The following is a 22,390-nucleotide window of genomic DNA, read 5'->3' as shown; positions in this document are numbered from 1 at the left end:
TTCGCCCGCAGCCCCCGTCGAAGTCGGTCCGATCGAGGCGTCAGTATCGCAGCGACCCGCAAGTAGCCGACTACTTGCTCGCACCCTGGAGACTCTTCACACCCTCCGGGCCACCCTATGGAGACTTCCTCCATGGCCGATCCGCCGCCACGGCCCTAGCGTGAGGGCCATGAGCGTGCTCGACGATCTGGCCGCCGCGGTTCCGGCGGACCGGCTGGTCCGCGACCCGGACGTCCTCAGGAGCTTCGCCCACGACGAAGCCGAATGGGCGCCTCACGGCCTGCCCGCCGCGGTGGTCCGGCCACACGACGCCGACGAGGTCCAGGCCGTCGTGCGAGTCTGCCTGCGGAATCGCACGCCGGTGGTCACGCGCGGCGCGGGCACCGGACTTTCCGGCGGAGCGAACGCGGTCGACGGCTGTGTCGTCCTGGTCACCGACAAGCTCGTCGCCATCAAGGAGATCGACGAACGGGAGCGGTTCGCGGTCGTCGAGCCAGGGGTGGTCAACGACGACCTTCGCGCCGCCTGCGCGGAACGGGGCCTTTGGTATCCGCCGGATCCCGCGAGTTCGCCGTGGTCGACGATCGGCGGCAACGTGGCGACCAACGCCGGCGGCGTGTGCTGTGTGAAATACGGCGTCACCCGTGATTACGTGCTCGGCCTGCAGGTCGTCACGGGCACCGGTGAGCTCGTCCGCCTCGGCCGCCGGACGGCGAAGGGTGTCGCGGGCTACGACCTCGCCGGGCTCATGGTCGGCTCCGAGGGCACGCTGGGCGTGATCACCAAGGTCACCGTCCGCCTGCGGCCCGCGCGGGCGGCGGAGCGGACCGTCGCGGGGTACTTCGACACCACGGTCGCCGCCGGGGAAGCAGCGGCGGCGGTCGCGGCGGCGGGTGTGCTGCCCTCGGCGCTCGAGCTGGTCGACAGGCACTGTCTCGCGGCGGTGGACGCGTGGAAGAACATGGGCCTGAGCGCGGACGCGGACGTCGTGCTGCTCGGCCGCACCGACGCGCCGGGCGCACTGGGCGAGCACGAGGCGGCAGTCCTGTTGCGGTGCTTCGAAAACGCCGGAGCGACCTGGGCCGCCCAGTCCTCCGACCAAGCCGAGGCCGACGCGCTCTTCGCGGCCCGACGGCTGGCGTACCCGGCGCTCGAACGCCTGGGGCCGGTACTCACCGAAGACGTCTGCGTGCCGACTCAGCAGGTGCCCGAAATGCTCGCGCGGATAGACGCGGCGGCCCGGCGCCACGACGTCGTGATCGCCAACGTCGCGCATATCGGCGACGGCAACCTGCATCCGCTGCTCGTCACCCCTCCCGGCGACGACACCGCGCGCAAGGCCGCGCAGGCGGCTTTCGAGGACATCATCTCCGACGCGCTCGACCTCGGCGGCACCGTCACCGGCGAGCACGGCGTCGGGCTGCTCAAACAGGCCGGCCTCACCCGGGAACTCGGCCCCGAAGTACTGGAAATGCACCGCGCGATCAAAAAGGCACTCGACCCGCACGGGATTCTCAATCCCGGCAAGGTCTTCCACGAAGGGAACCCCGCATGACCGACCCCGTCGTCCGCACCGCTTCCGGCCAGGTCCGCGGGGAGGTCGTCACGGCCGGGGTCACCCGGTTCCGAGGCATCCCTTACGCCGCCGCGCCTGAGGGCGCACTGCGGTTCACCGAAGCGGCACCGGCTCCCGCGTGGGACGGCGTCCGCGATGCGCGGGAAGCCGGACCTCAAGCGCCGCAACGGCATCGCCGGATCCCGGGACTCGACCTCTCCCCCATCGTCGGCACCGTCGGGCGCACCGGCGGCGAGTACCTGACCGTGGACGTCTGGACGCCGGACCCGGGCGCGAACGGCCTGCCGGTGCTGGTGTTCGTCCACGGTGGCGCGTTCGTCGGCGGTACCGGCTCCGCGCCGGTCTACGACGGGACGGCGTTCGCGCGCGGCGGCGCGATCCTGGTGACCGTCCAATACCGGCTCGGCGTCGACGGTTTCCTTCCCCTCGAAGGCGGCGGCACCAACCTCGGCCTGCGCGACCAGCTCGCCGCCCTGCGCTGGGTCCGCGAGAACATCGCCGCGTTCGGCGGAGATCCCGGCAATGTCACGTTGTTCGGTGAATCCGCGGGCGCGGTCAGCGTCGCCTGCCTGCTCGGTTCCCCGCTCTCGCAAGGGCTCTTCCAGCGCGCGATCGTCCAAAGCGGACACCCGGATCTCGTCCGCGGCCGGTCCGAAGCCGAGCGGCTCGCCAAGGCGATCGCCGCCGGACTAGGCGTCGCGTCGTCCGCCGAGGCGTTCCGCGAACTGAGCACCGAGCAGCTGCTCGACGCACAGGACGCCGTCTTGCAGCCAGGTGGCGCGCCGGAGATGCGCGGCGACGACGGCCACGACCGCAGCCACGGGATCAGTCCGTTCCTGCCGATGGTCGGCGACGACGTACTGCCCGTGCACCCGAGCGAGGCGATCCGGGACGGCGCGGGTGCGCGCGTCGATCTGGTCGTCGGCACCTGCCTCGAAGAGATGATGCTCTACTTCGCGCCGACCGGGATGCTCGACGCCCTGACCGCCGAACAGGCCGTCGCGATGCTGTCGGCTTCGCATCCGGACGCGGCGAACGTGCTCGAACGCTACGGTCTGCACGGCGATCGCCCGGCGGGCGCTGTCCTCGTGGAGGCGTTGACCGACCTCGTCTTCCGCGACTCCGCCCGGGCTTTGGCGGAGAACCACCGAGGCCGGACGTTCCGTTACGAGTTCGAGTGGCGTTCGCCCGCGCTCGGCGCCTGCCACGGCCTGGAACTGCCGTTCGTGTTCGACTCATTGTCGACGGCGACGAGCCTGGTCGGCGACAACCCGCCGGCGGATCTGGCCCGCGAGCTCAACAGCGCGTGGACGCGCTTCGCCGCCACCGGTTCCCCCGGCTGGCCCGAGTACGACGGCGAGGACACCACGTTCCGCGCGGGTGCCGCGGGCTGATGGACGCCCACGGGCTGCGGGAACTCTACGACCTCGTCCTGCGGCTGTCCTCGGTCCACGACCTCGACGCCCTGGTGCAGGAGGTTGTGGAGCACGCACGCCGTCTCCTCGGCGTCGACGTCGCCTACCTCGCGCTGGCCGAACCGGACGGCTCGCTGGTCATCCGGGTCACCGACGGTTCGCTCGGGCCGCGGCTGCGCGGGGTCGTCCTGCCGCCGCACGGCGGACTGGCCGGGCAGGTGGCCGACACCGGCGAACCGGTGCAGAGCTCCGACTATCTCGGCGACACCCGGCTGGCCCACCTCGGCCCGGTCGACCAGGTCGCGGAGGTCGAGGGCCTGCGCACGATCCTCGGTGTCCCGCTGCGGCTGCGCGGCAAGGTGGCCGGAGTGCTGATGGTCGCCCAGCGCGCGGTGCGGCGGTTCACCGCCGCCGAGTCGTCCTTGTTGACCTCGCTCGGGTCCTTCGCCGCGATAGCCATCGAGAACGCCAAGCTGGTGACCGCCCACCGGCGGGCGGCCGACGAACTCGCCGCGACGAACGACCGCTTGCGGCGGGCCGCGCGAATGCACGACAGGCTGCTGGAGGTCGCTCTGCGCGGCGGCGGTGCCGAGGAGGTCGTGGTGCCGCTGTCCGAACTCGTTCCCGGGCTGGTGCTGGTCACCGACGAGCACGACGAGGTCCGCGCCGCCGCCCGGGGTGGCGTTCCGGTGCCTGAAGCCGTACTCGACGGGACGCCGTCGGCACGGTTCGCGAATCCGGCCGAGCGCCGTACCCGGCAGGACGCGGGCGCGGTGACCGTGCCCGTCGCGTCGGCGAGTGCGTATTTCGGGGCGTTGCAGGTCATTCCGGACGAGCCACTGGACGACGCCGGCATCCGGTTGCTGGAACGGTCGGCGGTGACCGTCGCGCTGGTGGCGTCGGTCGAACGCGCGGTGCTGGACGCCGAACGCCGGAGCGCGGGCGAACTCCTGGAGCAGGTCGTGACCCGCCGGGTGCGCGACGAGCAGGCGTTCGTGCGCCGCGCGCGGCCGCTCGGACTCGATCCGCGCCGTCCCTCTCTGGTCGTGGTCACCCGGCCGGACGGTTTGGGCCGTCTCCGGGAGTTCACCGCCCTCCACGGCGGTCTGGCCGCCGAAGTGAACGGCGAGGCCGTCGCGTTCGTCCGCGCGGACGAGGAAACGGCCCGCGCGACGCTGCGCCCGGGCACCACCGGCTTGGCGGGCCCGGCGATCGGAACGACCGACCTCGCCGCCGCCTACGACGACGCATCAGCCTGCGTCCGGGTACTAGAAGCCTTGGGCCGCACCGGTTCCACCGCGTCTCCCACGGACCTCGGCCTGTACCGGCAGCTGTTCAGCCGGTCCGGGCGAGAGGAAGCGAGCGCCCACGTCGACCGCGTCCTCGCCCCGCTGCTGACCCACGACGCCGAACGCGGCACGGATCTCACGCGGACCGCCGAGGTCTTCCTGCGGTCGGGCCGGCGTAAGGCGGCCACCGCCGAAGAGCTCACCATCCACCCCAACACGCTGTACCAGCGACTGGAACGGATCACCGCGCTCCTCGGCGCGGGATGGCAGGACGACGACCGGGCGCTGGACGTCCAGATGGCCTTGCGTATTCACCGGCTCAGCCGCGATCTCCCCTGACAACGTCCGGTCTGCGGTCACGAACGCACCGCTTTCGAACACCCTGTAACCAGATCCCCGCTCGCTGCGATTGACCCCGTACCGGGGGAACGGAGACGGGAGATATGACGCAACGGCTGTGGCTGGGACTGGCGGTCGTCTACACGTGCACCGCCGTGATCCAGCTCTACCTACTCGCCAGCACCGGTGCCGTCTGGGCCGGAACCCTTACCGCGGCGGGCTTCTTGGCGGCGCTCCTCTGCGCTTTCGCCGCCTGGAAGGCCTCCACACGACGGAAGGACGCCATCAGGGAACTCGAGCGCCGGACCTAGGGCTTTCCGGGAAGACCGGGGTAAGGGGTGGCCCAAGGCTCGTTCTCCAGGGCGACGCCGTTGGCCACGTACGCGATCGTCCGGTACCAGCCCGCGAGCACGAGGAGTTCCAGGAGCTGCCCGGCGGAATAGTGCCCGGCCAGCGCGGCCCAGCCGTCGCCGGAAACCGTTGCCGTGTCATGGAGTTCGTCGATCGCGCGGATCAGCGCGCGCTGCCGCCCCGACCACACCGGATGCCCGGGATCGCCGGAAACGGTCGCTTCGAGTTGCTCGGAGGTCAACCCGACAAGCGGCGCGAAGACCGCGGCGTGGACACCCCATTCGTAGTCGCAGCCGCTGCGCGCTGTCACCCGGGCGATGACGATCTCCCTGTCCAGCGCGGGCAATTCGCCGTGCGCCAGCAGCCCCGCGCCGAGAACCCGCATCCGCGAGGCCAGCTCCGGATGGCGCTGCAGCAAGCGGAAGAGCGCCAGTGGTTCGTGCGCCACACCAGGCGGCATCCATTTGCGAAGGGATTGCTCGACCTCCGCCTCGTAAGGCGGAGCGAGCGGTGCGATCCGTGCCATGACCACTCCAGTGCTTCTCTTTTCGAACCACTATGCTGCTTCGAAAGCCGAAGCACAAGGGGATGCCATGCCCGAAGATCCGATCCCTCGTCCGGGAATTCCTGTCCGCGGCTCGGAAACCGGCCGTCCGCTCATGGCCGCCCTGGACCTGCTGGGGCGCCGGTGGACCCTGCGGGTCATCTGGGAGCTGCGCCAGGGCCGGGTCGGCTTCCGCGAACTCCAGCGGCGCTGCGAACGCATGTCGTCGAGCGTGCTCAGCACGCGACTCGGCGAGCTCACCGAAGCCCGCATCGTCGACGCCACCGACGACGGCTACCACCTGACGCCCCTTGGCGAAGATCTCCTGAACGCCCTTCACCCCTTGGAAAACTGGGGCCTGGCCTGGGAGAAGACACTTAACGAGTAACCATGCGATGCGGTGAATCCTTCACTGATTCGCCATGCCTGTATCGCGAGACGCTTCGGACGGCGTACCGTGGGGTCTACGTGAGGTTGAGTCCACCAGCCCGCGCGAACGACCCGCATGTCCGCGGCCCAGCTCTTTTCCAGGGCGACGCGGCGGCGAGTTCACTTGCGCAGCCGTTGTGCAGGCTTACCCGTTGTCCGTCTCGTCCCCGGCTATCCCGGGAGACAGCATCATGACCGACCGACGTCCGTACATCGGAGGAGGCCGCGACGGCCCCGTCCTCCACACCGTCATCCCCGCGACCCTTCCGTCGCCGCGATCGCCGGCCGAACAGCTTCTGCGCGTTCGCCGCACCTGGTGGAGTGAAGACCTTCTCGTCGTCTCCGCCGAAGGCGAGATCGATCTCGCCACGGCCGGGCAGCTCGAATCCGCGCTGCTGGGCGATCTCCCCGCCACCACGGTGCTCGACCTCACCGACGTCACCTTCCTCGGTGTCGCCGGGCTCCGGGTCATCGAATCCGCCGCGGCCCGCGCCCACGTCGAGTGCCGCCGGACCGGGGTCGTCGCCGACACCCGGCCGGTGCTGCGACTGCTGCACCTGTTCGGGGTCGAGGTCCGGATCCCGGTCTACCGGTTCCTGACCGACGCCGTCCGCGAAATGCCCAAGGAACTGCCCGCGCCGAGCTGATTCACGTGCCGGCCAGCGGCAGCAAGGTGGAGAGTCCTGTCTTCAGCGCCAGCCGCCGGATCGTCGGCGAAGGCAGGAAACTGAGTTCGACTCCTTCGGTGGTGCACCGATGGTTGATCCCGACCAGGGTCGCGAGACCGGTCGAATCACAGAACTCCACGCCCTCGAGGTCGACGACGAGGCGGCCCGGCACGGGATCCAGGGCCTCCTCGAAGCTCTCCTTGAGGTCTTCGGACGTGGTCAGGTCGATCTCTCCCGCCACGCCGAGGACGACCTGGGCGCCATCGGGCCGGGTGACCGTCGCCGAGAACGGAACCTCCCGGTCGTGACCGTCTCCGCTCGTCACCGTCACACTCCCTCACCGTCCGAACACCGAGAGTCCCGAAGATATCCGATGACGGCGGGTGCCCGCCCGCGCGGCACTCGCACCCGGTTCGGCGGGGTGCCTTAGCCTTGTCGGAGGATCCGTCGGTCATGGACCGCGGCGGGCGACTAGGAGAAGCTCCGTGATGCCGATCGACGAGCCGGTTCGCGGCAGTACCGAAGAACTCGTCCGCGAGGTCGCCGCCGTGCCCGCACAGGCCGCCGCGTTGCGGGACGTGCTGGCGAGCTGGGCCCTCGAACGAGGTCTTCCCCCGGAACTGGCCGAGGACCTCAAGCTCACCGCGTACGAGGCGATGACCAACGTCGTCAAGCACGCCTACCCCGACGACACCGACGGAAACATCATGACGATCACCGCCGCCCACGACTGCGGCACCGTCACGATCACCGTCGCCGACGAGGGCCGCTGGCGTGACGGACGACGTCCGGACGGCGGACGCGGCCTGCCGATCATCCGCGCCTTCGCGCCGGAGTCGTCCGTGACGAGCACGCCCACGGGCACCATCGTCCGGCTTTCGTGGCCCTGCCCGGCCCTCTGACGGCCCATTTCCCTGCGGATCAGAGCGGGTCCGCGAGGATTCCGTTCACCCAGCTGCCCGGATGCGTGGCGGCGTCCTGCCGGAGCACCGGAAGTGTCGGCGGCCAGTCCGCGGTCAGCGCCTCGGTCTGCCCCGGCGGGATGGTGACCAGCTTCGTCGGCGTCCACGAGGTGGAGCCGCCGCTGCCGACCGACCCGTTCGTCCGGGTCAGCACGGTGACGGTCGCGGTGGCGGTCTTCCCCGCCGGGACCTCGTTGACGCGCACGCCGTTGTCCACACGCGGCAAGTGATAGACGGGCCCGTTCGGGTCGGGCGGGCCGACGAGGTCGACGCCCGGCGCACCGTGCAGACCGCACGCGTGGGACGAGATGTTCTTGAACGTCAACGGAACGTCGTACTGGCCGGTCGCTTCTTCGAGTTGTTTGGGCTCCCCCAGCGAAACCGCGAGGTCCGCCGTCGCGCACCGCGGCGAGGCGCCGGTGGCGGCCTCGGCCTGGGCGCACGCCGTCAGGGCGAGCGTCCCGGTCAACGCGGCGACCCCCAGGGAAACACGCCTGATCTGCTTGCCGGACATGATCTTCCTCCCTGACTCGGCGGACTTCAGTTGCTGACGGGGGTGAGCTGGACGGTGGCGCCCTTCAGCGGCCCACCGGCGGGCCAGTCGGCGACGACGGGCACCCCGCCCGGTCCGGTCGGCAGGTCGAACGTGATCGTCGTCGGCGTGGCCGGGTTCGGAGCGGCGGCCGAGGCCTGGACGATGCGGGAGACGGCCGGATGCCCTTCGCGCAGGTTCACCGGCGCCGGGTTCGCGGTGGCGTCCGGTACGGCGGCGACACCCCCGATCAGCTCCCCGTCGTCGACGAACGACATCGCGGTCGGCGCGCCCTGCAGCTTGCAGTTGGTGGTCGGCTCGGCCGCCGTGTAGGTCAGGACGTAGGCCTCATGGCCGGCCGCGTGCGTCGGATCCGGCGTCACGGTCACCCGCACATCGGAAGCGCCGCAAAGCTTGTCACTCGGCATCGCGCCGGCGGCGCCGCCCGCGACCAGGAGCCCACCGGCGACCACTCCCCCGACGGTCACCGCTACGGCCGTCCGCTTCACCCCGACGTTCATGACATCTCCTCCCGCTCGGTGATCGATTCACGTTGATCGATCTCACTGGGAAAGATGCCCACGGGCCCCGAGAAGATGCGTGAAGATGATGTTGATCCCCCGAAAGCAACCCCGAGGAGTGACGGGCGTCTACAAGATGACGTTCCGCGAGCGCGCCAGTAGTCAGTCAGGTGCCCGCTCGGTCACCGCAATTAGTCCTCTAAACGCGGTGGACGAGACCTGATCGCGGTTCATGAGCGCAGATCCCGCCCGGGGTCCGATCATCGGATGACGTCGTAGATCAGCTTCTGGACGCCGTTCCCGTAGGACTCGCTCTCCACGAGCTTGAGGTTCCGCTTGTCCTTGTCGGCATCGCTGAACAGCCTCTTGCCCGCGCCGAGCAGGACCGGGAACAGCAGCAGGTGGTAGCGGTCGATCAGGCCGGCGTCGGCGAGGTTCCGGTTCAGCTCCGCGCTGCCGTGGATGATGATCGGCCCGCCCTCGGTCTCCTTGAGCTTCGCGACGTCGTCCAGCGAACGCAGGATGGTGGTCTCGCCCCAGTTGCCGGCCAGGTCCTTTTCCTGCAGCGTCGTCGAGACGACGTACTTCGGCATCGCGTTGTACCCGGCGAACTCCACGGTCATACCGGGCCACACCGGGGCGAACCCCTCGTAGCTGACGCGGCCCATCATCATCGCCGTGGCCTCGCCTTGCTCGCGTCCCTTGAGCTCGTAGGCCGCTTCGTCGAACTCGATGCCATCGAAGGTCCAGCCCGAGTTGCGGTAGCCGGGCTCCCCGCCGGGGCCCTCGACGACGCCGTCGAGGGAGACGAACGCGGTGGCGATCAGGGTGCGCATCTGGTTCTCCTTGGTCGTTCCGGAACTGCTTTCGTCACTGCGTCGAGCGGAGACCGGCGGATTCGACACGGCGCCGGAAAAAGATTTCAGCCTTCCGCGTCGCGGACCAGGAGCGCGATCTGGACCCGGTTCTCGACGCCGAGTTTCGCCAGCATGCTGCTGGTGTGCGCCTTCACCGTGGCGACGGTGACGTCCAGCCGCCGGGCGACGTCGGTGTTGGACAGTCCCTCGGCGATGGCCTGCGCGGTCTGCCGTTCGCGGTCGGTGAGGGTGGCCAGCAGACCGCGCGCGGTGTCGCGCGACGTCCGTCGCGCGTCGGACGAATGCGGTCCGGTGGCCGCGGCGATCAGCCTGGCGGTGGCGGCGGGCGAGAGGGCGGGTTCGCCGGCGGCGACCGTCCGGACGGCTTCGAGGATCCGAGGCGGCGGCGTGTCCTTGAGGACGAAGCCGAGCGCGCCGACGCGCAGCGCGCCCAGCACCATCTCGTCCGAGTCGAACGTCGTGAGCACCAGGACCCGCGGCGGCTCGGGAAGGGCCAGGATCTCCTCGGTCGCGCTCAACCCGTCCCGCCCGGGCATCCGGACGTCCATCAGGACGACGTCGGGCCGGTGTTCCTTCACCACGGTGATCGCGGTGTCCCCTTCGGCGGCCTCCCCGACCACGACCAGGTCGGGCTCGCCGTCGACGATGAGCCGCAGCGCCATCCGCACCAGGTGCTCGTCGTCGACGAGGACGACCCGTACCCGCTCGGTGCCCATTCACTCGCTCCCTTCACGGACCGGCCACGGCAGCCGCGCTCCGAGCACGAAACCGCCGCCGGGTTCCGGGTGGTGGTCCAGTTCGCCGCCGGCCAGCGTGACCCGTTCGGCGAGGCCGAGCAGGCCGAATCCGGAGGCGGGCGGGCCGGCGACCGACCGCGAGGCGCCGGAATCGCGGACCGCCACCCGCAGGCCGTCACCCGCTTCTCCCTCGACGGTGACCGTCACCCGCGCCCCGGGCGCGTGCTTGCCCGCGTTGGTCAGCCCCTCCTGCACGATCCGGTAGACGGTCCTCGCGATCGCGTCGGGCGGCTCTCCGGAGGTAGTGCCCGTATACGTGACGTCCACGCCCAGGGCCCGCGCGTCGGCGATCAGCGCGGGAAGGTCGGCGAGCGAAGGTTGCGGCGGTTCCAGCCCATCCGGGCTCGCCCTGAGCACACCGAGGACGTCCCGCAGTTCTTCCAGCGCCTGGTGGGAACCATCGGCGATCCCCCGGGCCAGCTCGGCGACCTGCTCGGGAGGCAGGTCCGCGCGGTGTCCGAGTACGCCCGCCTGCATGGCGACCAGCGAGACGCGGTGCGCGAGGACGTCGTGCATCTCGCGGGCGATCCGGTGCCGCTCCAGGATGCGGGCCTCGGCCGCGCGGGCGGCCTGCTCACGCTCCGCGCTCTCGGCCCGCTCCCGTAGCGAGCGCACTTCCTCCCGCCGTGCCCCGACGGCGGCTCCCACGGCCACCACGATGCCCGCCAGCAGAACGGGGACCGTGAGCAGGAGCCACAGTGGCTCCAGCTGGTCACGACGCGGGTAGAAGTCGGCCGCGACCAGTGCGCTGACCACGCTCAGCACCGCCACGGCCGCGGTCTCCACCGGGCGACGCCGGGTCGCCAGCGAACCGAGGGCCAGCATGGAGGCTCCGCCCGCCAGCACCGATGCCGTCGAGACCACGACGACGGCGCTCGCGATCACGAGCGGGAAGCGACGGCGCCAGAGCAGCGCGATCAGGCAGGCGACCGCCAGCAGCGGATCGCCGGTGATCAGCCACGCGACCCTCGGGCCGCCATGCCCCGGCGGAACCTGACCCGCCGTGAGCATCCAGAGCACCACGCCCACCAGAGCCGCCGCCAGCAGGCGCCAGACGTGCTGCCACGGCCGACGGCGTGGCTCGGCGCCGGGCTCTGCGATCACCGGCCCATCTTCGTCGATCCGGCCGGACCGGCGCAGCGGGACACGGGATGAACCCGTCTTCGACCTCGGGCGCGCCCGGCACCGACTTTGGTCGGACACGGTTCGCGACCCGAGGCCGACGCGAGTGTCCGCTAGGATCGCCAGCCGGGCGATTCCGGTCTACATCGGACGGAGTCGCGGGCCTGATCTATCGCGGGAGAGGGTGCATGGCGGACGGGGTCGGCTCGCTCGCGGGGTGGTCGGCGGAGCCCACCGAAGCGACCAGCTACGTCGGCCGGGACGCCGAGACCGGCGAAGCGCGCCGTCTGCTGGAGGTCGCGTCACTGGTCACGCTGACCGGACCGGGCGGCGTGGGCAAGACCCGGCTGGCCTCGCGGATCGCGACGGCCCATCGCGAGGCGACAGCCGACGAGGTCACCTTCGTTTCGCTGGCCGAACTACGGGAACCCGCCCTGCTGGTCCCGACCGTGGCGAACGTGCTCGGTTTCGGCGACCGCTCCGCGAAACCGGCCATCGAGGTCGTCGTCGAAGCGCTGCAGGACAGCCGGTTGCTGTTGGTCCTGGACAACTGCGAGCATCTGGTCGACAGCTGTGCCTGGCTCGCCGACACCATCACCAGGCAATGCCCAGGCGTGAAAGTGCTGGCCACGAGCAGGCAGTCGCTCGGGGTGGCGGGCGAACGCGTCCTGCCGGTGCCGCCGCTGGGGGTACCGGAGCAGGGCGACACCTTCGAACGCGCGGTGAACCACGAATCCGTGCGGCTGTTCGTGGACCGTGCCACCGCGGTCGCGCCGTCGTTCCGGCTCACCGAAGAGGACACGGAGCCGCTCATCCGGCTGTGCCGCCGGCTCGACGGGTTGCCGCTGGCCATCGAACTCGCCGCCGTCCGCGCGCGAGCGTTGTCCCTTCGCCAGCTGGCCGACCGCCTCGACCAGCGATTCTCCGTGCTCTCGAAGGACCGGCGCGGCCGGCCGGAACGCCACGAGACCATGCGCGCACTGATCGACTGGAGCCACGAACTGTGCACCGGCCCGGAAAGGCTGCTGTGGGCGCGTGCGTCGGTGTTCTCCGGCAGTTTCGACCTCGACGCCGCCGAGCAGGTCTGTTCCAGCGGTGAACTGCCCTGTGAACGTGTCCTCGAAGTCGTCGACGGGCTGCTCGACAAGTCCCTTCTGCTCCGCGAGGAATACCCGGGCGGTGTGCGGTACCGCATGCTGGAATCGGTGCGGGAGTACGGCGCCGACAGGCTGAGCGAGGCCGGCGACACGGCCGGATTCCGGAAACGGCACCGGGACTGGTTCGCCGAACTCGCCTGCCGGTACGCGACGGAATGGCTCGACACCGATCAGCTCGGCTGGATCGGCCGGTTGCGCCGCGAGCACCCGAACCTGCGCGTCGCGCTCGACTACTGCACCGAGGCGCCCGAAGACGCCGTGGTCGGTCTACGGATGTTGCGCGACGTCAAGGAGTTCTGGATCGTCCGCGGACTGAACACCGAAGGCCGGATGTGGGTCCGCAGGCTGGACGAAGCCGCGACACCGGGTGTCCCGGAGCGGGCACACGGACTCTGGCTGTCCGGTTTCCTGGCCCTGGTGCAGGGAGACATGGACGCGTACCGGTCCATGATGGACAGAGCGGACGACGAAGCCGCGGCCGGCGACGAACTCGCCGCCGCGTACGTGCTCCACGTCCGCGCCTACGCCGCGCTGATCGGCGACGACATGCCCGAGGCCGCACGGTTGTTCGGCGCGGCCATCACCCTGTTCCGCGTCCACGGCGACGAGGGCGGTGAACTCTGGGCCGGCTACAACTACGGGCTGGCCGTCTGGCTGGACGGCGACATCGAACGAGGCCGGGCGGTACTCGCCGAATCCGTCGAACGCTGCGAGCGGCGGGGCGAGGTCTTCTGGCGGGGCTGGGCGCTGTGGTCGCGCGCCGCCGCCGAATACCTCCAAGGCGATCTCTCCGTGGCGAGCCGCTGCTGCGAACAGATCCTGCGCCTGCACTCCCGGGTGGACGACCGGGTCGTCGTCGGGTTCACGCTCACCGTCCTGGCCGGCTGCGCGGCCCGCACCGGCCGTCCCGACCGGGCCGCGATCCTGCAGGGCGCCGCGATGAACGTCTGGCGCACGGTGGGCGCCTGGCCGACGCGGTACGAGGCGTTCTCCGAACCGCTGCAGGCCGACACCGACGTCGTCACCGCGGCGCTGGGCTGGGAGGTCGCGGTCAAGGACTTCACCGAGGGCGCCGCGATGACCACCGGCGACGCCATCGCGTACGCCCTCGAAGAACGGTCTCCCGAGCCCAAGAAGCAGACCGCGCAGGTGCTCACGAAACGCGAGACCGAGATCGCGCACGTGATCGCCGAGGGGCTGACGAACCAGGAGATCGCCGACCGGCTCGGTATCGCCCGGCGCACCGTGGACACGCATATCGACCACATCCTGACCAAACTCGGCTATTCCAACCGCGTGCAGGTCGCCACCTGGGTGACGCGGTCCGGGGACCCGGCCTGACGCTCAGGCCGCCCTGATCGGGGTGACGGGCCGGGCAGGCTCCGGCGCGAGCAGTTCGGCGCGCAAGGCGATCCGCAGGTCCAGCCGCTCGTAAGGATCGTCGAGGGCGTCGCCGAACAACGTCCGAAGACGACGGAGGCGATTGCGGACGGTCTGTGGGTGCACGCCCAGGTTGTCCGCGATCTCGGGTGCTCCGCCGCGGGCGGCGAGCATCGCGTCGAGGGTCTCGGCGAGTTTGGTGCGTTCGTTCGGCGGGAGACCGTCGATGGGCGCGAGGCTGCGCGTGACGAGCGCGGCGGTGAGCACCTCGTCGGCGAACAGCCAATGCGTGGTCAGATGGTCCGACCAGCGCACGAGCGGACCGTCCTCGATCACCTCCCGCCGGACCAGTTCCAGGGTCCGGCGGGCCCAGCGCATCGACGTCGCCGCGTCGGCGGGCGCCACCGCGGGTCCGACCGCCGCCCGTGCCCCCGCGAGCACGCCGCCGATCTCGACGTCGTCGGGGACCAGGAGGTGCGGATACTCACCGGTGAGGTCGGCCAGCACCTCCGGACCGAACGAAGCCCGGACCGCGCCGGGCTCCGCCGCGACGGCGACGACCCGCGCGGGCGGCACCCACCCGGCTTCCGCCGCGAGCACGGTCCATTTCGCGGGCGGGCGGCCGCTCAAGATCTCCCGCAGCAGATCGCGGCGTAACTCGGTCACCGAAGGCGTGTGAGCGGCCCGGTAAGCGGCGGTGGAGAGCCGGACAAGGACGTCGACGCAGCGAAGCAGCGCCTCGACGCCGGTGTCCATCAGGGCCGCTCCGGCGCCCGGCTGCCGCGACAGCGAGGCCAGCACCGGCAACGCGGACCGGCCCGCGGAGTGATAGACGCGCGAGAGCCGGTCGAGCTCCTTGCCCGCGGCGTACTCGGCGACCCCCACCTCCCGGAAGGCGTCCGCCCCGACGGCGATCCCCGGCGCGACGGCCGGCCCGTCGTGCTCCAGGACCGAGGCGACGAACTCCGCGGCACGCGCGTCGAACAGCGGCGCGTGCTCGGGCAGAGCGTGCCGGACACCGTCGACGACCGCCCGGGCGATCACGGCGGCGGCGGAACGGGCAGGAGCGTGGGACACGGTCATCGTCGACCTCCGGAGCAGCGGGAATCGTCGGGTCGCCGAGTCTGCTACCGAGCAGTAGCGGGGCACATCGGGTGAATTACGTACTCGGGCCTCTCGGCCCTATGGATCACCCGTTCGTGGCATTCGGCCCAAGGAGCCGCAAAGGCCGCCGCGTCCTTGCCGGTGCGCGAAGGGACGGCACGCGTGTCCAGAGGGACGGCACTCGTGATCAGACGGACGGCGCGCGTGTTTAGACGGACGGCACGGGTGCCGTCCGCTGGATCACGAGTGCCGTCCGTCGGATCACGCGTGCCGTCCGCTGGATCACGGGTGCCGTCCGCCCAGTCACGCGAACCGGCCCGAAAGCGAGTGGTCCGCGTCAGGCGTTCGGATCGAACGGGATCCCCGCCGGCTTCGCCTTCGCGAGTTCTCCGTTGAACGACGAGTCCCGGATGCCCAGCTGGGCGCTGCCGAAGTCGTGTCCGGTCAGCTTGTCGCGCAGGCCGGCCGGGTAGCCGTCCCAGCCGACCAGCGGCGGGTACTGCCACTGCTTCTTGTGGTTCTCCGGTTCCTCGCCGAAGCCCGCGTGCCGGAAGCAGTGCGTGCTGATGCCGTCCTTGTGATAGACGACCTTCGCGTGCTTGCCCGTCTCGTCCCACGGGACCTGGTCGCGGTGCTTCGTCGTGTACTTGCCGTGCGCCGACGTGGACACGTACATGCCCCAATCGCCCTGCACCCAGACGACGACGTGCTCCCAGTCGTGCCGGTGCCCGGCGCTGCCCGGGCCCAGCGCGGCCTGGTCCTTTTCGAAGTAGAGCGCGTAGAGGTAGGCGCACCATCCGTTGTTGCACTTCACCCGTGAGTACGCGTTGGTGTTGTCGAGATCGGACAGGTCGCGGCACTGCCCGTTGACGTCGCCGCCCAGCGCGAGTCCCGGCGCGAGGGTGCCGTCCCGGCCGATCGCCGGGGTCGGGTAGCAACCGTCGCCGTCGTAGTCGAAGGCGGGTTCGTAGGTCCGGTCGGCCCCGGGCGCCGACCAGTCCAGGGCCTGCGGCGGTTCCGCGTAGGCCGTTCCTGTCGCGAAGAGCAGGGCGACCAGAGTTCCCATGACGACCGACGTGAACCGTCGCATGCGCATCATCCGTTCGGTAGTTCCCGACACGTACCAGCGCCTGTTATTAATTCACGACTTGATTCAACACGAAACCACCGTTGGTCGGCTTACTCGCAAACAGCTCCGTGCGCGGCACTCTGGACGACCTTCGCGTACTTGCCGAGGACACCGCGCGTGTACGCCGGAGCCTTCGGCTTCCAGCCCTCGCGACGTGCCTCGATGTCGTCGATCTCGACCTCCAGGGTCCGGTTCGCGACATCGAGGGTGATCGGGTCGCCGTCACGCACGAACGCGATCGGACCGGCGTCGACGGCTTCGGGCGCGATGTGGCCGACGCAGAGTCCGGTCGTGCCGCCGCTGAACCGGCCGTCGGTGATGAGCAGGACGTCCTTCCCGAGTCCGGCGCCCTTGATCGCGCCGGTGATGGCGAGCATCTCGCGCATACCCGGGCCGCCCTTCGGCCCCTCGTACCGGATGACGACGACGTCGCCGGCGACGATGCGGCCCTCGGCGAGCGCGTCGAGGGCGGCCCGCTCGCCGTCGAACACCCGGGCGGTGCCGGTGAACGTCGACTCGTCGAAGCCGGCGGACTTCACGACCGCGCCTTCGGGCGCCAGCGATCCCTTGAGGATGGTCAGCCCGCCGGTCTTGTGGATGGGGCGGTCGAGCGGGCGGATGATCTCGCCGTCGATACCGGCGGGAGCGATGCCTTCGAGGTTCTCGGCCATGGTCTTGCCGGTCACGGTGAGCACGTCGCCGTGCATGAGCCCGGCGTCGAGCAGCGCCTTCATCACCACGGGGATCCCGCCGACCTTGTCGACGTCGTTCATCACGTACTTCCCGAACGGCTTGAGGTCGCCGAGATGCGGGACCTTGTCGCCGATCCGGTTGAAGTCGTCGATGCGCAGGTCGACCTCGGCCTCCCGCGCGATCGCGAGCAGATGGAGGACGGCGTTGGTCGAACCGCCCAGCGCCATCACGACGGCGATGGCGTTCTCGAACGCCTCCATGGTCATGATCTGCCGGGCGGTGATGCCCTGCCGGAGCATGCCGACCACGGCCTCCCCCGATCGGTGGGCGAAACCGTCGCGGCGCCGGTCGACGGCGGGCGGCGCGGCCGAACCGGGCAGCGACATACCGAGCGCCTCCGCCACCGACGCCATCGTGTTGGCGGTGTACATACCTCCGCAGGCGCCTTCGCCCGGGCAGATCGCACGCTCGATCTTGTCCACTTCGGCGCGGGTGATCTTGCCCGCCAGACAGGCGCCGACGGCCTCGAAGGCGTCGATGATCGTGACGTCCCGGCCATCGACCTGACCGGGCATGATCGAACCCGCGTAAAGGAAGACGGAGGCGAGATCGAGCCTGGCCGCGGCCATGAGCATGCCCGGCAGCGACTTGTCGCAGCCGGCCAGCAGCACGGAGCCGTCCAGCCGCTCGGCCATCATCACCGTCTCCACGGAGTCGGCGATGACCTCCCGCGAAACCAGCGAGAAGTGCATGCCCTCATGTCCCATGGAGATGCCGTCGGACACCGAGATCGTGCCGAATTCGAGCGGGTAACCGCCGCCCGCGTGCACCCCGTTCTTGACCGCCTTGGCCAGCCGGTCCAGCGACAGATTGCACGGCGTGATCTCGTTCCACGAGGACGCCACCCCGATCTGCGGTTTGGCGAAGTCGTCGTCGTCCATCCCGACCGCGCGGAGCATCCCGCGGGCCGCCGCGCGCTCCAGACCGTCGGTGACGTCGCGGGAGCGGGGCTTCAAATCCGGCTGGTCCTCCGGCATCGGGACACCTTTCCTTCGTGGTGGGACACCGGGCACGCTGCCAACCGCGGGCGCCGGGCGCAACTCTTGTGCTTCAGTGCTCTTGTTTGGCACCACGGTGCAGCGCCACCCGCGTGATCGCGTGATGCTCCACGCCGAGCACTTCGGCCGTCCAGCCGGAGACGACCACCCGGTCGCCCGGCTTCTCCGGAATCCGGCCCAGGATCACCAGGATCAGGCCGGCGATCGTCGCGTACTCCCCCGCCGGCGCGTCGGGCAGTTCCACCCCGACGTCGACGAGGTCGTGCACCGGGAAGGTGCCGGGCAGGATCAGGGAGCCGTCCTGGCCGTCACGCACGGCCAGCACGTCGCGGTCGGTCTCGTCGTAGATCTCGCCGACGATCTCCTCCAGCAGGTCCTCCAGCGTGACCATGCCCGCGACGGCACCGTGCTCGTCCACCACCAGCGCCATCTGTTCCCGCTCTGCCTTGAAACCCCGCAGCGCGTCCGAGACCCGCAGCGAATCGGGGAACACCACCGCCGGCCGGACCGCCGCGGCGAGATCCTCGTGGTCTTCGAGCAGATCGCGCAGGCTCACCACGCCGACGACGTCGTCCAGATGTCCGCCGCGGGCGACCGGCGCACGGGAATGCCCCGACTCCGCCAGCTGCCGCCGAGCCGACTCGATGTCCTGCTCCGCCGACAGTGTCAGCACCGCCCGTCTCGGGACGAGTACCTCCCGCAGACGGCGTTCGTGGATCTCCAGGGCACCGTTGATGATCATGCGCTGTTCGGCGTTGAGGCCGCGTTGCGCCGACACCAGTTCGCGCAGTTCCTCCGGCGACATCTGATCCGGGTCCGCTTCGGATCGTCCGCCCAGCACCCGCACGACGAAGTTCGTCGACACGCTCAGCGCCCACACCGCGGGCCTCGAAATCGCCGACAGCAGGTTCAGCGGACGCGCCACCAGCAGCGCCCACCGCAACGCGTTCTGCATCGCCAGCCGCTTCGGCGCCAGTTCGCCGAGTACCAGCGTGAGGAACGTCAGCACCATCGTCACCAACGCGACGGCCACCGCGCCGGCGGCGTTGCCGAGGAAGCTCAGCAGCGGCACCACCGGCTCGGCCAGCGAAACCGCCGCCGTCGCCGACGCGAGGAACCCGGCGAGCGTGATGCCGATCTGGATCGTCGCCAGGAAACGGTTCGGGTCGCGCGCGAGCCGGACCAGCGTCCGGGCGCTGGCCCGGCCGTCCCGTTCCAGGGCCCGCAACTGCCCTTCGCGCAGCGAGATCAGCGCCATCTCGCTACCCGCGAACACCGCGTTGAGCACCACCAGCACCGCGACGAGCGCGATGTCGAACCCGTAGCCGCCCACAAACACTCCCCCGGCCCGCCGGAAGAGCAGAACTCTACCCAGGGGGATACCGGTCCGCAGATGTCGGAGCGGGTCGCTACTGACACGTCGTTCCGATACCTTCGAAGGACCAGCACGGACGGAGTCCTGATGTTCGCACTCAAGACCGCTCCCGCTCGGACCTTCCTGCGCCGGGCGGAGGAAATCGCCAAACCGGTCACTCGCTGGACCATCGGCCACGCGATCCCCCGCGTCGCGCTCCAGGCCGCCGCCCGCCGTGGCGACCTCCAAGGCAGGCTGTCCGTCGAAGCGAGCGCCGGCACGGACCTGACCGGGTTGTTCGACGAGATCCGCTCGCACGGCGCCATCGCCACCACCAAGGTCGGGCACGTGACGACGCGGCACTCGGCGTGCAAGGAGATCCTGACCGGCGACGCGTTCAAGTCCGTGCGATTCGTCCCGGACAACCCACTGCTCAACCGGCTCACCGCCTGGTCGGCGTCCGGGCTGATCCACCCGATCGAACCGCCGTCGCTGCTCGCCAGCGAACCGCCCGACCACACCCGCTACCGCAAACTGGTCACCCGGGTCTTCACCGCCCGTGCGGTGGAACAACTGCGGCACCGCACCCAGGCGATCACCGACGCACTGCTCGACGGCCTCGACCCGGCGGACCCCGTCGATCTGATCGAGTCCTACTGCGGGCTGCTCCCCGTCACCGTCATCAGCCAGATCCTCGGTGTCCCGCCCGAGGAACGCGACAAGGTGCTGGCCCTCGGCGGTGCGGCGGCGCCCAGTCTCGACCTCGGTCTGCCCTGGCGAACCTTCCGGACGGTCGAAGCGACTCTGGCCGAGTTCGACTCCTGGCTCACCACCCACCTGGAGAAACTGCGGGAGAACCCCGGCGACAACCTGCTGAGCAAACTGATCGCCGCCCGCGAAGACGGCGTCGGCCTGACCGAACGCGAACTGAAGGCCACCGCGGGACTGGTCCTGGCGGCCGGTTTCGAAACGACCGTCAACCTTCTCGGCAACGGCATCGCCCTGCTCACCCGGCATCCCGATCAACTCGGGAAACTCCGTGAGAGCCCCGAAACCTGGAGCAACGCCGTCGACGAGATCCTCCGCTACGACCCGCCGGTCCTGCTCACCGGACGGCTGTGCGCCCGCGACACCGAGGTGAGCGGCGTGCCCGTCCGGCGCGGCGCGATCGTCAGCACGGTGCTCGCCGGCGCCAACCGGGACCCGGAGATCTTCGACGACCCGGCCGCTTTCGACGTCACCCGGGCGAACGCGCGCGACCACGTCTCCTTCGGCGCCGGGCGGCACTACTGCCTGGGCGCCTCACTGGCGAGGATGGAAGGGGAGATCGGACTGCGGTCGATCTTCGAACGGTTCCCCGACCTTCGGCTCCTGGGCGGGGCGCGACGACGGCGGACGCGGATCCTGCGAGGATTCGAAACGCTCCCGGCCGCGCTCGCGTGATCGGACGCCGTACACCCTGAGCCCCTAGCGGGCATTTTTACCGGACCGGCAGCGAAAACCGGTCAGTAACGTCTCGCCGGTGACGAGGGACCTCGAAGGCAAGGAAGCCCCGGAACGACCCGCCTTCACCGGGTTCGGATGCCTGATGGGGTTCTTCATGACCGTGATGGCCCTGATCGGCCCGGCCTTGCTCTGGATCAGCACCCACTTCGATCCCGGCGATGACGATCGCCTGGTCGTCATCGCCATGGGCACCGTGTTCACGATCGGTGCCCTGGCGGCCGTCGGCTCGCACCTGTGGCAGAACGCCAAGGCCAGGGAGGCCCACCGCGCGCTCGACCGGAAGGGCGTCCGCGCGACCGCCGAGGTCGTTGCCAGCAAGCGGATCTGGGTCGGCGAGGTGAGCACTCCCGCCGACGACGTCGACCTCGTCGTCACCGGCGAAGGTGTGCTGACGTTCAGCGCACGGCTCGTCACCGAGGAGGTCGGGCGCTTCGAAAAGGGCACGCTGGTACCCGTCGACGTGGACCCGCGGACCTTCCTGTTCCGCCTCGCCGACTGACCTCGCCACGATCATTGCCCGGCAGCATCGTATCGCTTATCGTATATGAAATTCACCCTCCCGATGCTGCGAGGTGACGTCTTGACCACCGCCACCGCCGACCCGACCACCACCACGGTCGCGCGAGATTTCACCGATTTCCGCACGGTGGTGTCGCATTCCTTCGTGCCGTTGCACGTGACGAGCGAGCACCGCGACCACTTCCGCGGCCGCATCCGCTCGTGCGGCGCCGACGACGTCCAGCTGACCGAGGTGACCGCCTCGGCGCACGTCGTCGAACGGACGCCCGAGCTCATCGCCAGGGCGGACAGGCACTACTACAAACTGAGCCTGATCCTGTCCGGGACCGGTCTGCTGGTGCAGGACAACCGGGAGGCGATGCTGCGCCCCGGTGACGTGGCGTTGTACGACACGCACCGGCCGTATTCCCTGGCGTTCGAAGAGGATTTCCGGACGCTGGTGGTGATGTTCCCGCAGCGGCTCATCGATCTCCCCCGCGACCTGGTCGGCCAGCTGACCGCGGTCCCGATGTCGGGTAAACGCGGGATGGGCAACGTCGTGGTGCCGTTCCTGGCGCAACTCGGCAGCAATCTCGACCAGCTCGGCGGACCGGCGGGCGTCCGGCTCGCGCATACCGCGGTCGATCTGCTCGCCACGCTGTTCGCCAGCGAACTCGACCTCGCCCGCGCGACCGCGGGGCCGCACCACGAACTGATGCGCCGGGTGCTCGCCTACATCGACGCGAACCTCTCCTCCACCGACCTCGGCCCGGCGCAGATCGCCGCCGAGCACTACATCTCCACCCGGCATCTGCACGGGCTGTTCCACGAACAGGGAACGACCGTCTCGGGCTGGATCCGCACCCGGCGCCTCGAACACTGCCGGCGCGAACTACTCGATCCTGTGCACGCTTCACGGCCCGTCGCGGCCATCGCGGCGAAGTGGGGTTTCGTCGACGCGCCGCATTTCAGCCGGGTGTTCAAGACGGAATTCGGCTGCTCACCGAGCGAGGTCCGGCGCGGCTTGACCGTGAGCGACCGGTTGTTGCCGCCCAGCGCGTGACGGCTGGCCTCGGCCGGGCGGGCGC

General features: G+C 70.2%; 22 protein-coding genes. 11 read left to right on the top strand and 11 right to left on the bottom strand.

Annotation, left to right across the window (positions count from 1 at the left end; translation table 11 throughout):
* Positions 1-169 precede the first annotated feature (169 nt).
* From H5J31_RS21120 to H5J31_RS21105, 4 genes are all read left to right on the top strand, one after another.
* Complete coding sequence (locus tag H5J31_RS21120) at positions 170-1,555, top strand: FAD-binding oxidoreductase (protein WP_181774343.1); 1,386 nt, start codon at positions 170-172, stop codon at positions 1,553-1,555.
* Positions 1,552-2,970, top strand: coding sequence for a carboxylesterase/lipase family protein (locus H5J31_RS21115; protein ID WP_181774342.1), 1,419 nt, complete (start codon positions 1,552-1,554; stop codon positions 2,968-2,970). The genes H5J31_RS21120 and H5J31_RS21115 overlap by 4 nt, the downstream gene beginning before the upstream one ends.
* Positions 2,970-4,619, top strand: a complete 1,650-nt coding sequence (locus H5J31_RS21110) for a helix-turn-helix domain-containing protein (protein ID WP_181774341.1) — start codon at positions 2,970-2,972, stop codon at positions 4,617-4,619. The genes H5J31_RS21115 and H5J31_RS21110 overlap by 1 nt, the downstream gene beginning before the upstream one ends.
* Positions 4,620-4,723: 104 nt before the next feature.
* The gene (locus H5J31_RS21105) at positions 4,724-4,930 is read left to right on the top strand and encodes a hypothetical protein (RefSeq protein WP_181774340.1); all 207 of its coding nucleotides are present in this window, start codon (positions 4,724-4,726) and stop codon (positions 4,928-4,930) included.
* Here the strand turns inward: H5J31_RS21105 and H5J31_RS21100 are convergent.
* The gene (locus H5J31_RS21100; RefSeq protein WP_181774339.1) at positions 4,927-5,496 is read right to left on the bottom strand and encodes a carboxymuconolactone decarboxylase family protein; all 570 of its coding nucleotides are present in this window, start codon (positions 5,494-5,496) and stop codon (positions 4,927-4,929) included. The genes H5J31_RS21105 and H5J31_RS21100 overlap by 4 nt on opposite strands.
* Before the next feature lie 67 nt (positions 5,497-5,563).
* Between H5J31_RS21100 and H5J31_RS21095 the strand changes: the two genes are divergently transcribed.
* Both H5J31_RS21095 and H5J31_RS21090 read left to right on the top strand, forming a co-directional pair.
* Positions 5,564-5,902: a winged helix-turn-helix transcriptional regulator gene (locus tag H5J31_RS21095; protein ID WP_181774338.1), complete on the top strand. Its 339-nt coding sequence runs from the start codon at positions 5,564-5,566 to the stop codon at positions 5,900-5,902.
* Positions 5,903-6,134: 232 nt separating this feature from the next.
* Positions 6,135-6,590, top strand: a complete 456-nt coding sequence (locus tag H5J31_RS21090) for an STAS domain-containing protein (protein ID WP_181774337.1) — start codon at positions 6,135-6,137, stop codon at positions 6,588-6,590.
* A gap of 1 nt (position 6,591) precedes the next feature.
* Here H5J31_RS21090 and H5J31_RS21085 read toward each other — a convergent pair whose 3' ends face one another.
* Positions 6,592-6,936 carry an STAS domain-containing protein gene (locus tag H5J31_RS21085; protein ID WP_328701573.1) on the bottom strand — a complete coding sequence of 115 codons (345 nt, stop codon included), beginning with the start codon at positions 6,934-6,936 and terminating at the stop codon, positions 6,592-6,594.
* 163 nt (positions 6,937-7,099) lie between these two features.
* Between H5J31_RS21085 and H5J31_RS21080 the strand changes: the two genes are divergently transcribed.
* Complete coding sequence (locus tag H5J31_RS21080) at positions 7,100-7,513, top strand: ATP-binding protein (RefSeq protein ID WP_181774335.1); 414 nt, start codon at positions 7,100-7,102, stop codon at positions 7,511-7,513.
* Between the two features lie 19 nt (positions 7,514-7,532).
* Here H5J31_RS21080 and H5J31_RS21075 read toward each other — a convergent pair whose 3' ends face one another.
* The 5 genes from H5J31_RS21075 to H5J31_RS21055 form a co-directional block, all read right to left on the bottom strand.
* The gene (locus H5J31_RS21075; protein ID WP_181774334.1) at positions 7,533-8,087 is read right to left on the bottom strand and encodes a DUF4232 domain-containing protein; all 555 of its coding nucleotides are present in this window, start codon (positions 8,085-8,087) and stop codon (positions 7,533-7,535) included.
* A 26-nt stretch (positions 8,088-8,113) separates the two neighbouring features.
* Entirely contained in the window at positions 8,114-8,626 is a 513-nt protein-coding gene (locus H5J31_RS21070) for a DUF4232 domain-containing protein (protein ID WP_181774333.1), read from the bottom strand.
* A 260-nt stretch (positions 8,627-8,886) separates the two neighbouring features.
* Positions 8,887-9,462, bottom strand: a complete 576-nt coding sequence (locus H5J31_RS21065) for a dihydrofolate reductase family protein (RefSeq protein ID WP_181774332.1) — start codon at positions 9,460-9,462, stop codon at positions 8,887-8,889.
* 86 nt (positions 9,463-9,548) lie between these two features.
* The gene (locus H5J31_RS21060; protein ID WP_181774331.1) at positions 9,549-10,220 is read right to left on the bottom strand and encodes a response regulator; all 672 of its coding nucleotides are present in this window, start codon (positions 10,218-10,220) and stop codon (positions 9,549-9,551) included.
* On the bottom strand, positions 10,221-11,405 hold the full coding sequence (locus H5J31_RS21055) for a sensor histidine kinase (protein WP_181774330.1): 1,185 nt from the start codon (positions 11,403-11,405) through the stop codon (positions 10,221-10,223).
* Between the two features lie 206 nt (positions 11,406-11,611).
* Here H5J31_RS21055 and H5J31_RS21050 point away from each other — a divergent pair, with 206 nt between their 5' ends.
* A complete protein-coding gene (locus H5J31_RS21050) occupies positions 11,612-13,921 on the top strand; it encodes a LuxR C-terminal-related transcriptional regulator (RefSeq protein WP_181774329.1) in 2,310 nt (769 codons plus the stop codon).
* A 3-nt stretch (positions 13,922-13,924) separates the two neighbouring features.
* On the opposite strand, the gene H5J31_RS21045 is transcribed toward H5J31_RS21050, so the two are convergent.
* The 4 genes from H5J31_RS21045 to H5J31_RS21030 all read right to left on the bottom strand — a co-directional run bounded on the left by H5J31_RS21045 (position 13,925) and on the right by H5J31_RS21030 (position 19,277).
* Positions 13,925-15,043, bottom strand: coding sequence for a helix-turn-helix domain-containing protein (locus H5J31_RS21045; protein ID WP_181774328.1), 1,119 nt, complete (start codon positions 15,041-15,043; stop codon positions 13,925-13,927).
* Positions 15,044-15,401: 358 nt separating this feature from the next.
* On the bottom strand, positions 15,402-16,154 hold the full coding sequence (locus H5J31_RS21040) for an NPP1 family protein (protein ID WP_181774327.1): 753 nt from the start codon (positions 16,152-16,154) through the stop codon (positions 15,402-15,404).
* A gap of 89 nt (positions 16,155-16,243) precedes the next feature.
* The gene (gene ilvD, locus H5J31_RS21035) at positions 16,244-17,923 is read right to left on the bottom strand and encodes a dihydroxy-acid dehydratase (protein WP_181774326.1); all 1,680 of its coding nucleotides are present in this window, start codon (positions 17,921-17,923) and stop codon (positions 16,244-16,246) included.
* Positions 17,924-17,996: 73 nt separating this feature from the next.
* On the bottom strand, positions 17,997-19,277 hold the full coding sequence (locus H5J31_RS21030; RefSeq protein WP_181774325.1) for a hemolysin family protein: 1,281 nt from the start codon (positions 19,275-19,277) through the stop codon (positions 17,997-17,999).
* Positions 19,278-19,406: 129 nt separating this feature from the next.
* Between H5J31_RS21030 and H5J31_RS21025 the strand changes: the two genes are divergently transcribed.
* From H5J31_RS21025 to H5J31_RS21015, 3 genes are all read left to right on the top strand, one after another.
* A complete protein-coding gene (locus H5J31_RS21025; protein ID WP_181774324.1) occupies positions 19,407-20,741 on the top strand; it encodes a cytochrome P450 in 1,335 nt (444 codons plus the stop codon).
* A 79-nt stretch (positions 20,742-20,820) separates the two neighbouring features.
* On the top strand, positions 20,821-21,303 hold the full coding sequence (locus H5J31_RS21020) for a hypothetical protein (RefSeq protein WP_181774323.1): 483 nt from the start codon (positions 20,821-20,823) through the stop codon (positions 21,301-21,303).
* Between the two features lie 63 nt (positions 21,304-21,366).
* Complete coding sequence (locus H5J31_RS21015) at positions 21,367-22,365, top strand: AraC-like ligand-binding domain-containing protein (protein ID WP_181774357.1); 999 nt, start codon at positions 21,367-21,369, stop codon at positions 22,363-22,365.
* The last annotated feature ends 25 nt before the right edge of the window (positions 22,366-22,390 follow it).

Source organism: Amycolatopsis pittospori (assembly GCF_013870525.1).
GTDB classification, from domain to species: domain Bacteria; phylum Actinomycetota; class Actinomycetes; order Mycobacteriales; family Pseudonocardiaceae; genus Amycolatopsis; species Amycolatopsis pittospori.
This window is presented reverse-complemented; position numbering and strand designations above follow the sequence as displayed.

What these genes read in the sequence shown, in the direction of transcription:
- H5J31_RS21015 (WP_181774357.1), top strand. Translation starts at nt 21,367, where the DNA reads ATGCTGCGAGGTGACGTCTTGACCACCGCCACCGCCGACCCGACCACC.
- H5J31_RS21095 (WP_181774338.1), top strand. Translation starts at nt 5,564, where the DNA reads ATGCCCGAAGATCCGATCCCTCGTCCGGGAATTCCTGTCCGCGGCTCG.
- ilvD (WP_181774326.1), bottom strand. Translation starts at nt 17,923, where the DNA reads ATGCCGGAGGACCAGCCGGATTTGAAGCCCCGCTCCCGCGACGTCACC.
- H5J31_RS21040 (WP_181774327.1), bottom strand. Translation starts at nt 16,154, where the DNA reads ATGCGACGGTTCACGTCGGTCGTCATGGGAACTCTGGTCGCCCTGCTC.
- H5J31_RS21105 (WP_181774340.1), top strand. Translation starts at nt 4,724, where the DNA reads ATGACGCAACGGCTGTGGCTGGGACTGGCGGTCGTCTACACGTGCACC.
- H5J31_RS21025 (WP_181774324.1), top strand. Translation starts at nt 19,407, where the DNA reads ATGTTCGCACTCAAGACCGCTCCCGCTCGGACCTTCCTGCGCCGGGCG.
- H5J31_RS21110 (WP_181774341.1), top strand. Translation starts at nt 2,970, where the DNA reads ATGGACGCCCACGGGCTGCGGGAACTCTACGACCTCGTCCTGCGGCTG.
- H5J31_RS21065 (WP_181774332.1), bottom strand. Translation starts at nt 9,462, where the DNA reads ATGCGCACCCTGATCGCCACCGCGTTCGTCTCCCTCGACGGCGTCGTC.
- H5J31_RS21080 (WP_181774335.1), top strand. Translation starts at nt 7,100, where the DNA reads ATGCCGATCGACGAGCCGGTTCGCGGCAGTACCGAAGAACTCGTCCGC.
- H5J31_RS21100 (WP_181774339.1), bottom strand. Translation starts at nt 5,496, where the DNA reads ATGGCACGGATCGCACCGCTCGCTCCGCCTTACGAGGCGGAGGTCGAG.
- H5J31_RS21090 (WP_181774337.1), top strand. Translation starts at nt 6,135, where the DNA reads ATGACCGACCGACGTCCGTACATCGGAGGAGGCCGCGACGGCCCCGTC.
- H5J31_RS21115 (WP_181774342.1), top strand. Translation starts at nt 1,552, where the DNA reads ATGACCGACCCCGTCGTCCGCACCGCTTCCGGCCAGGTCCGCGGGGAG.
- H5J31_RS21050 (WP_181774329.1), top strand. Translation starts at nt 11,612, where the DNA reads ATGGCGGACGGGGTCGGCTCGCTCGCGGGGTGGTCGGCGGAGCCCACC.
- H5J31_RS21060 (WP_181774331.1), bottom strand. Translation starts at nt 10,220, where the DNA reads ATGGGCACCGAGCGGGTACGGGTCGTCCTCGTCGACGACGAGCACCTG.
- H5J31_RS21045 (WP_181774328.1), bottom strand. Translation starts at nt 15,043, where the DNA reads ATGACCGTGTCCCACGCTCCTGCCCGTTCCGCCGCCGCCGTGATCGCC.
- H5J31_RS21070 (WP_181774333.1), bottom strand. Translation starts at nt 8,626, where the DNA reads ATGAACGTCGGGGTGAAGCGGACGGCCGTAGCGGTGACCGTCGGGGGA.
- H5J31_RS21120 (WP_181774343.1), top strand. Translation starts at nt 170, where the DNA reads ATGAGCGTGCTCGACGATCTGGCCGCCGCGGTTCCGGCGGACCGGCTG.
- H5J31_RS21075 (WP_181774334.1), bottom strand. Translation starts at nt 8,087, where the DNA reads ATGTCCGGCAAGCAGATCAGGCGTGTTTCCCTGGGGGTCGCCGCGTTG.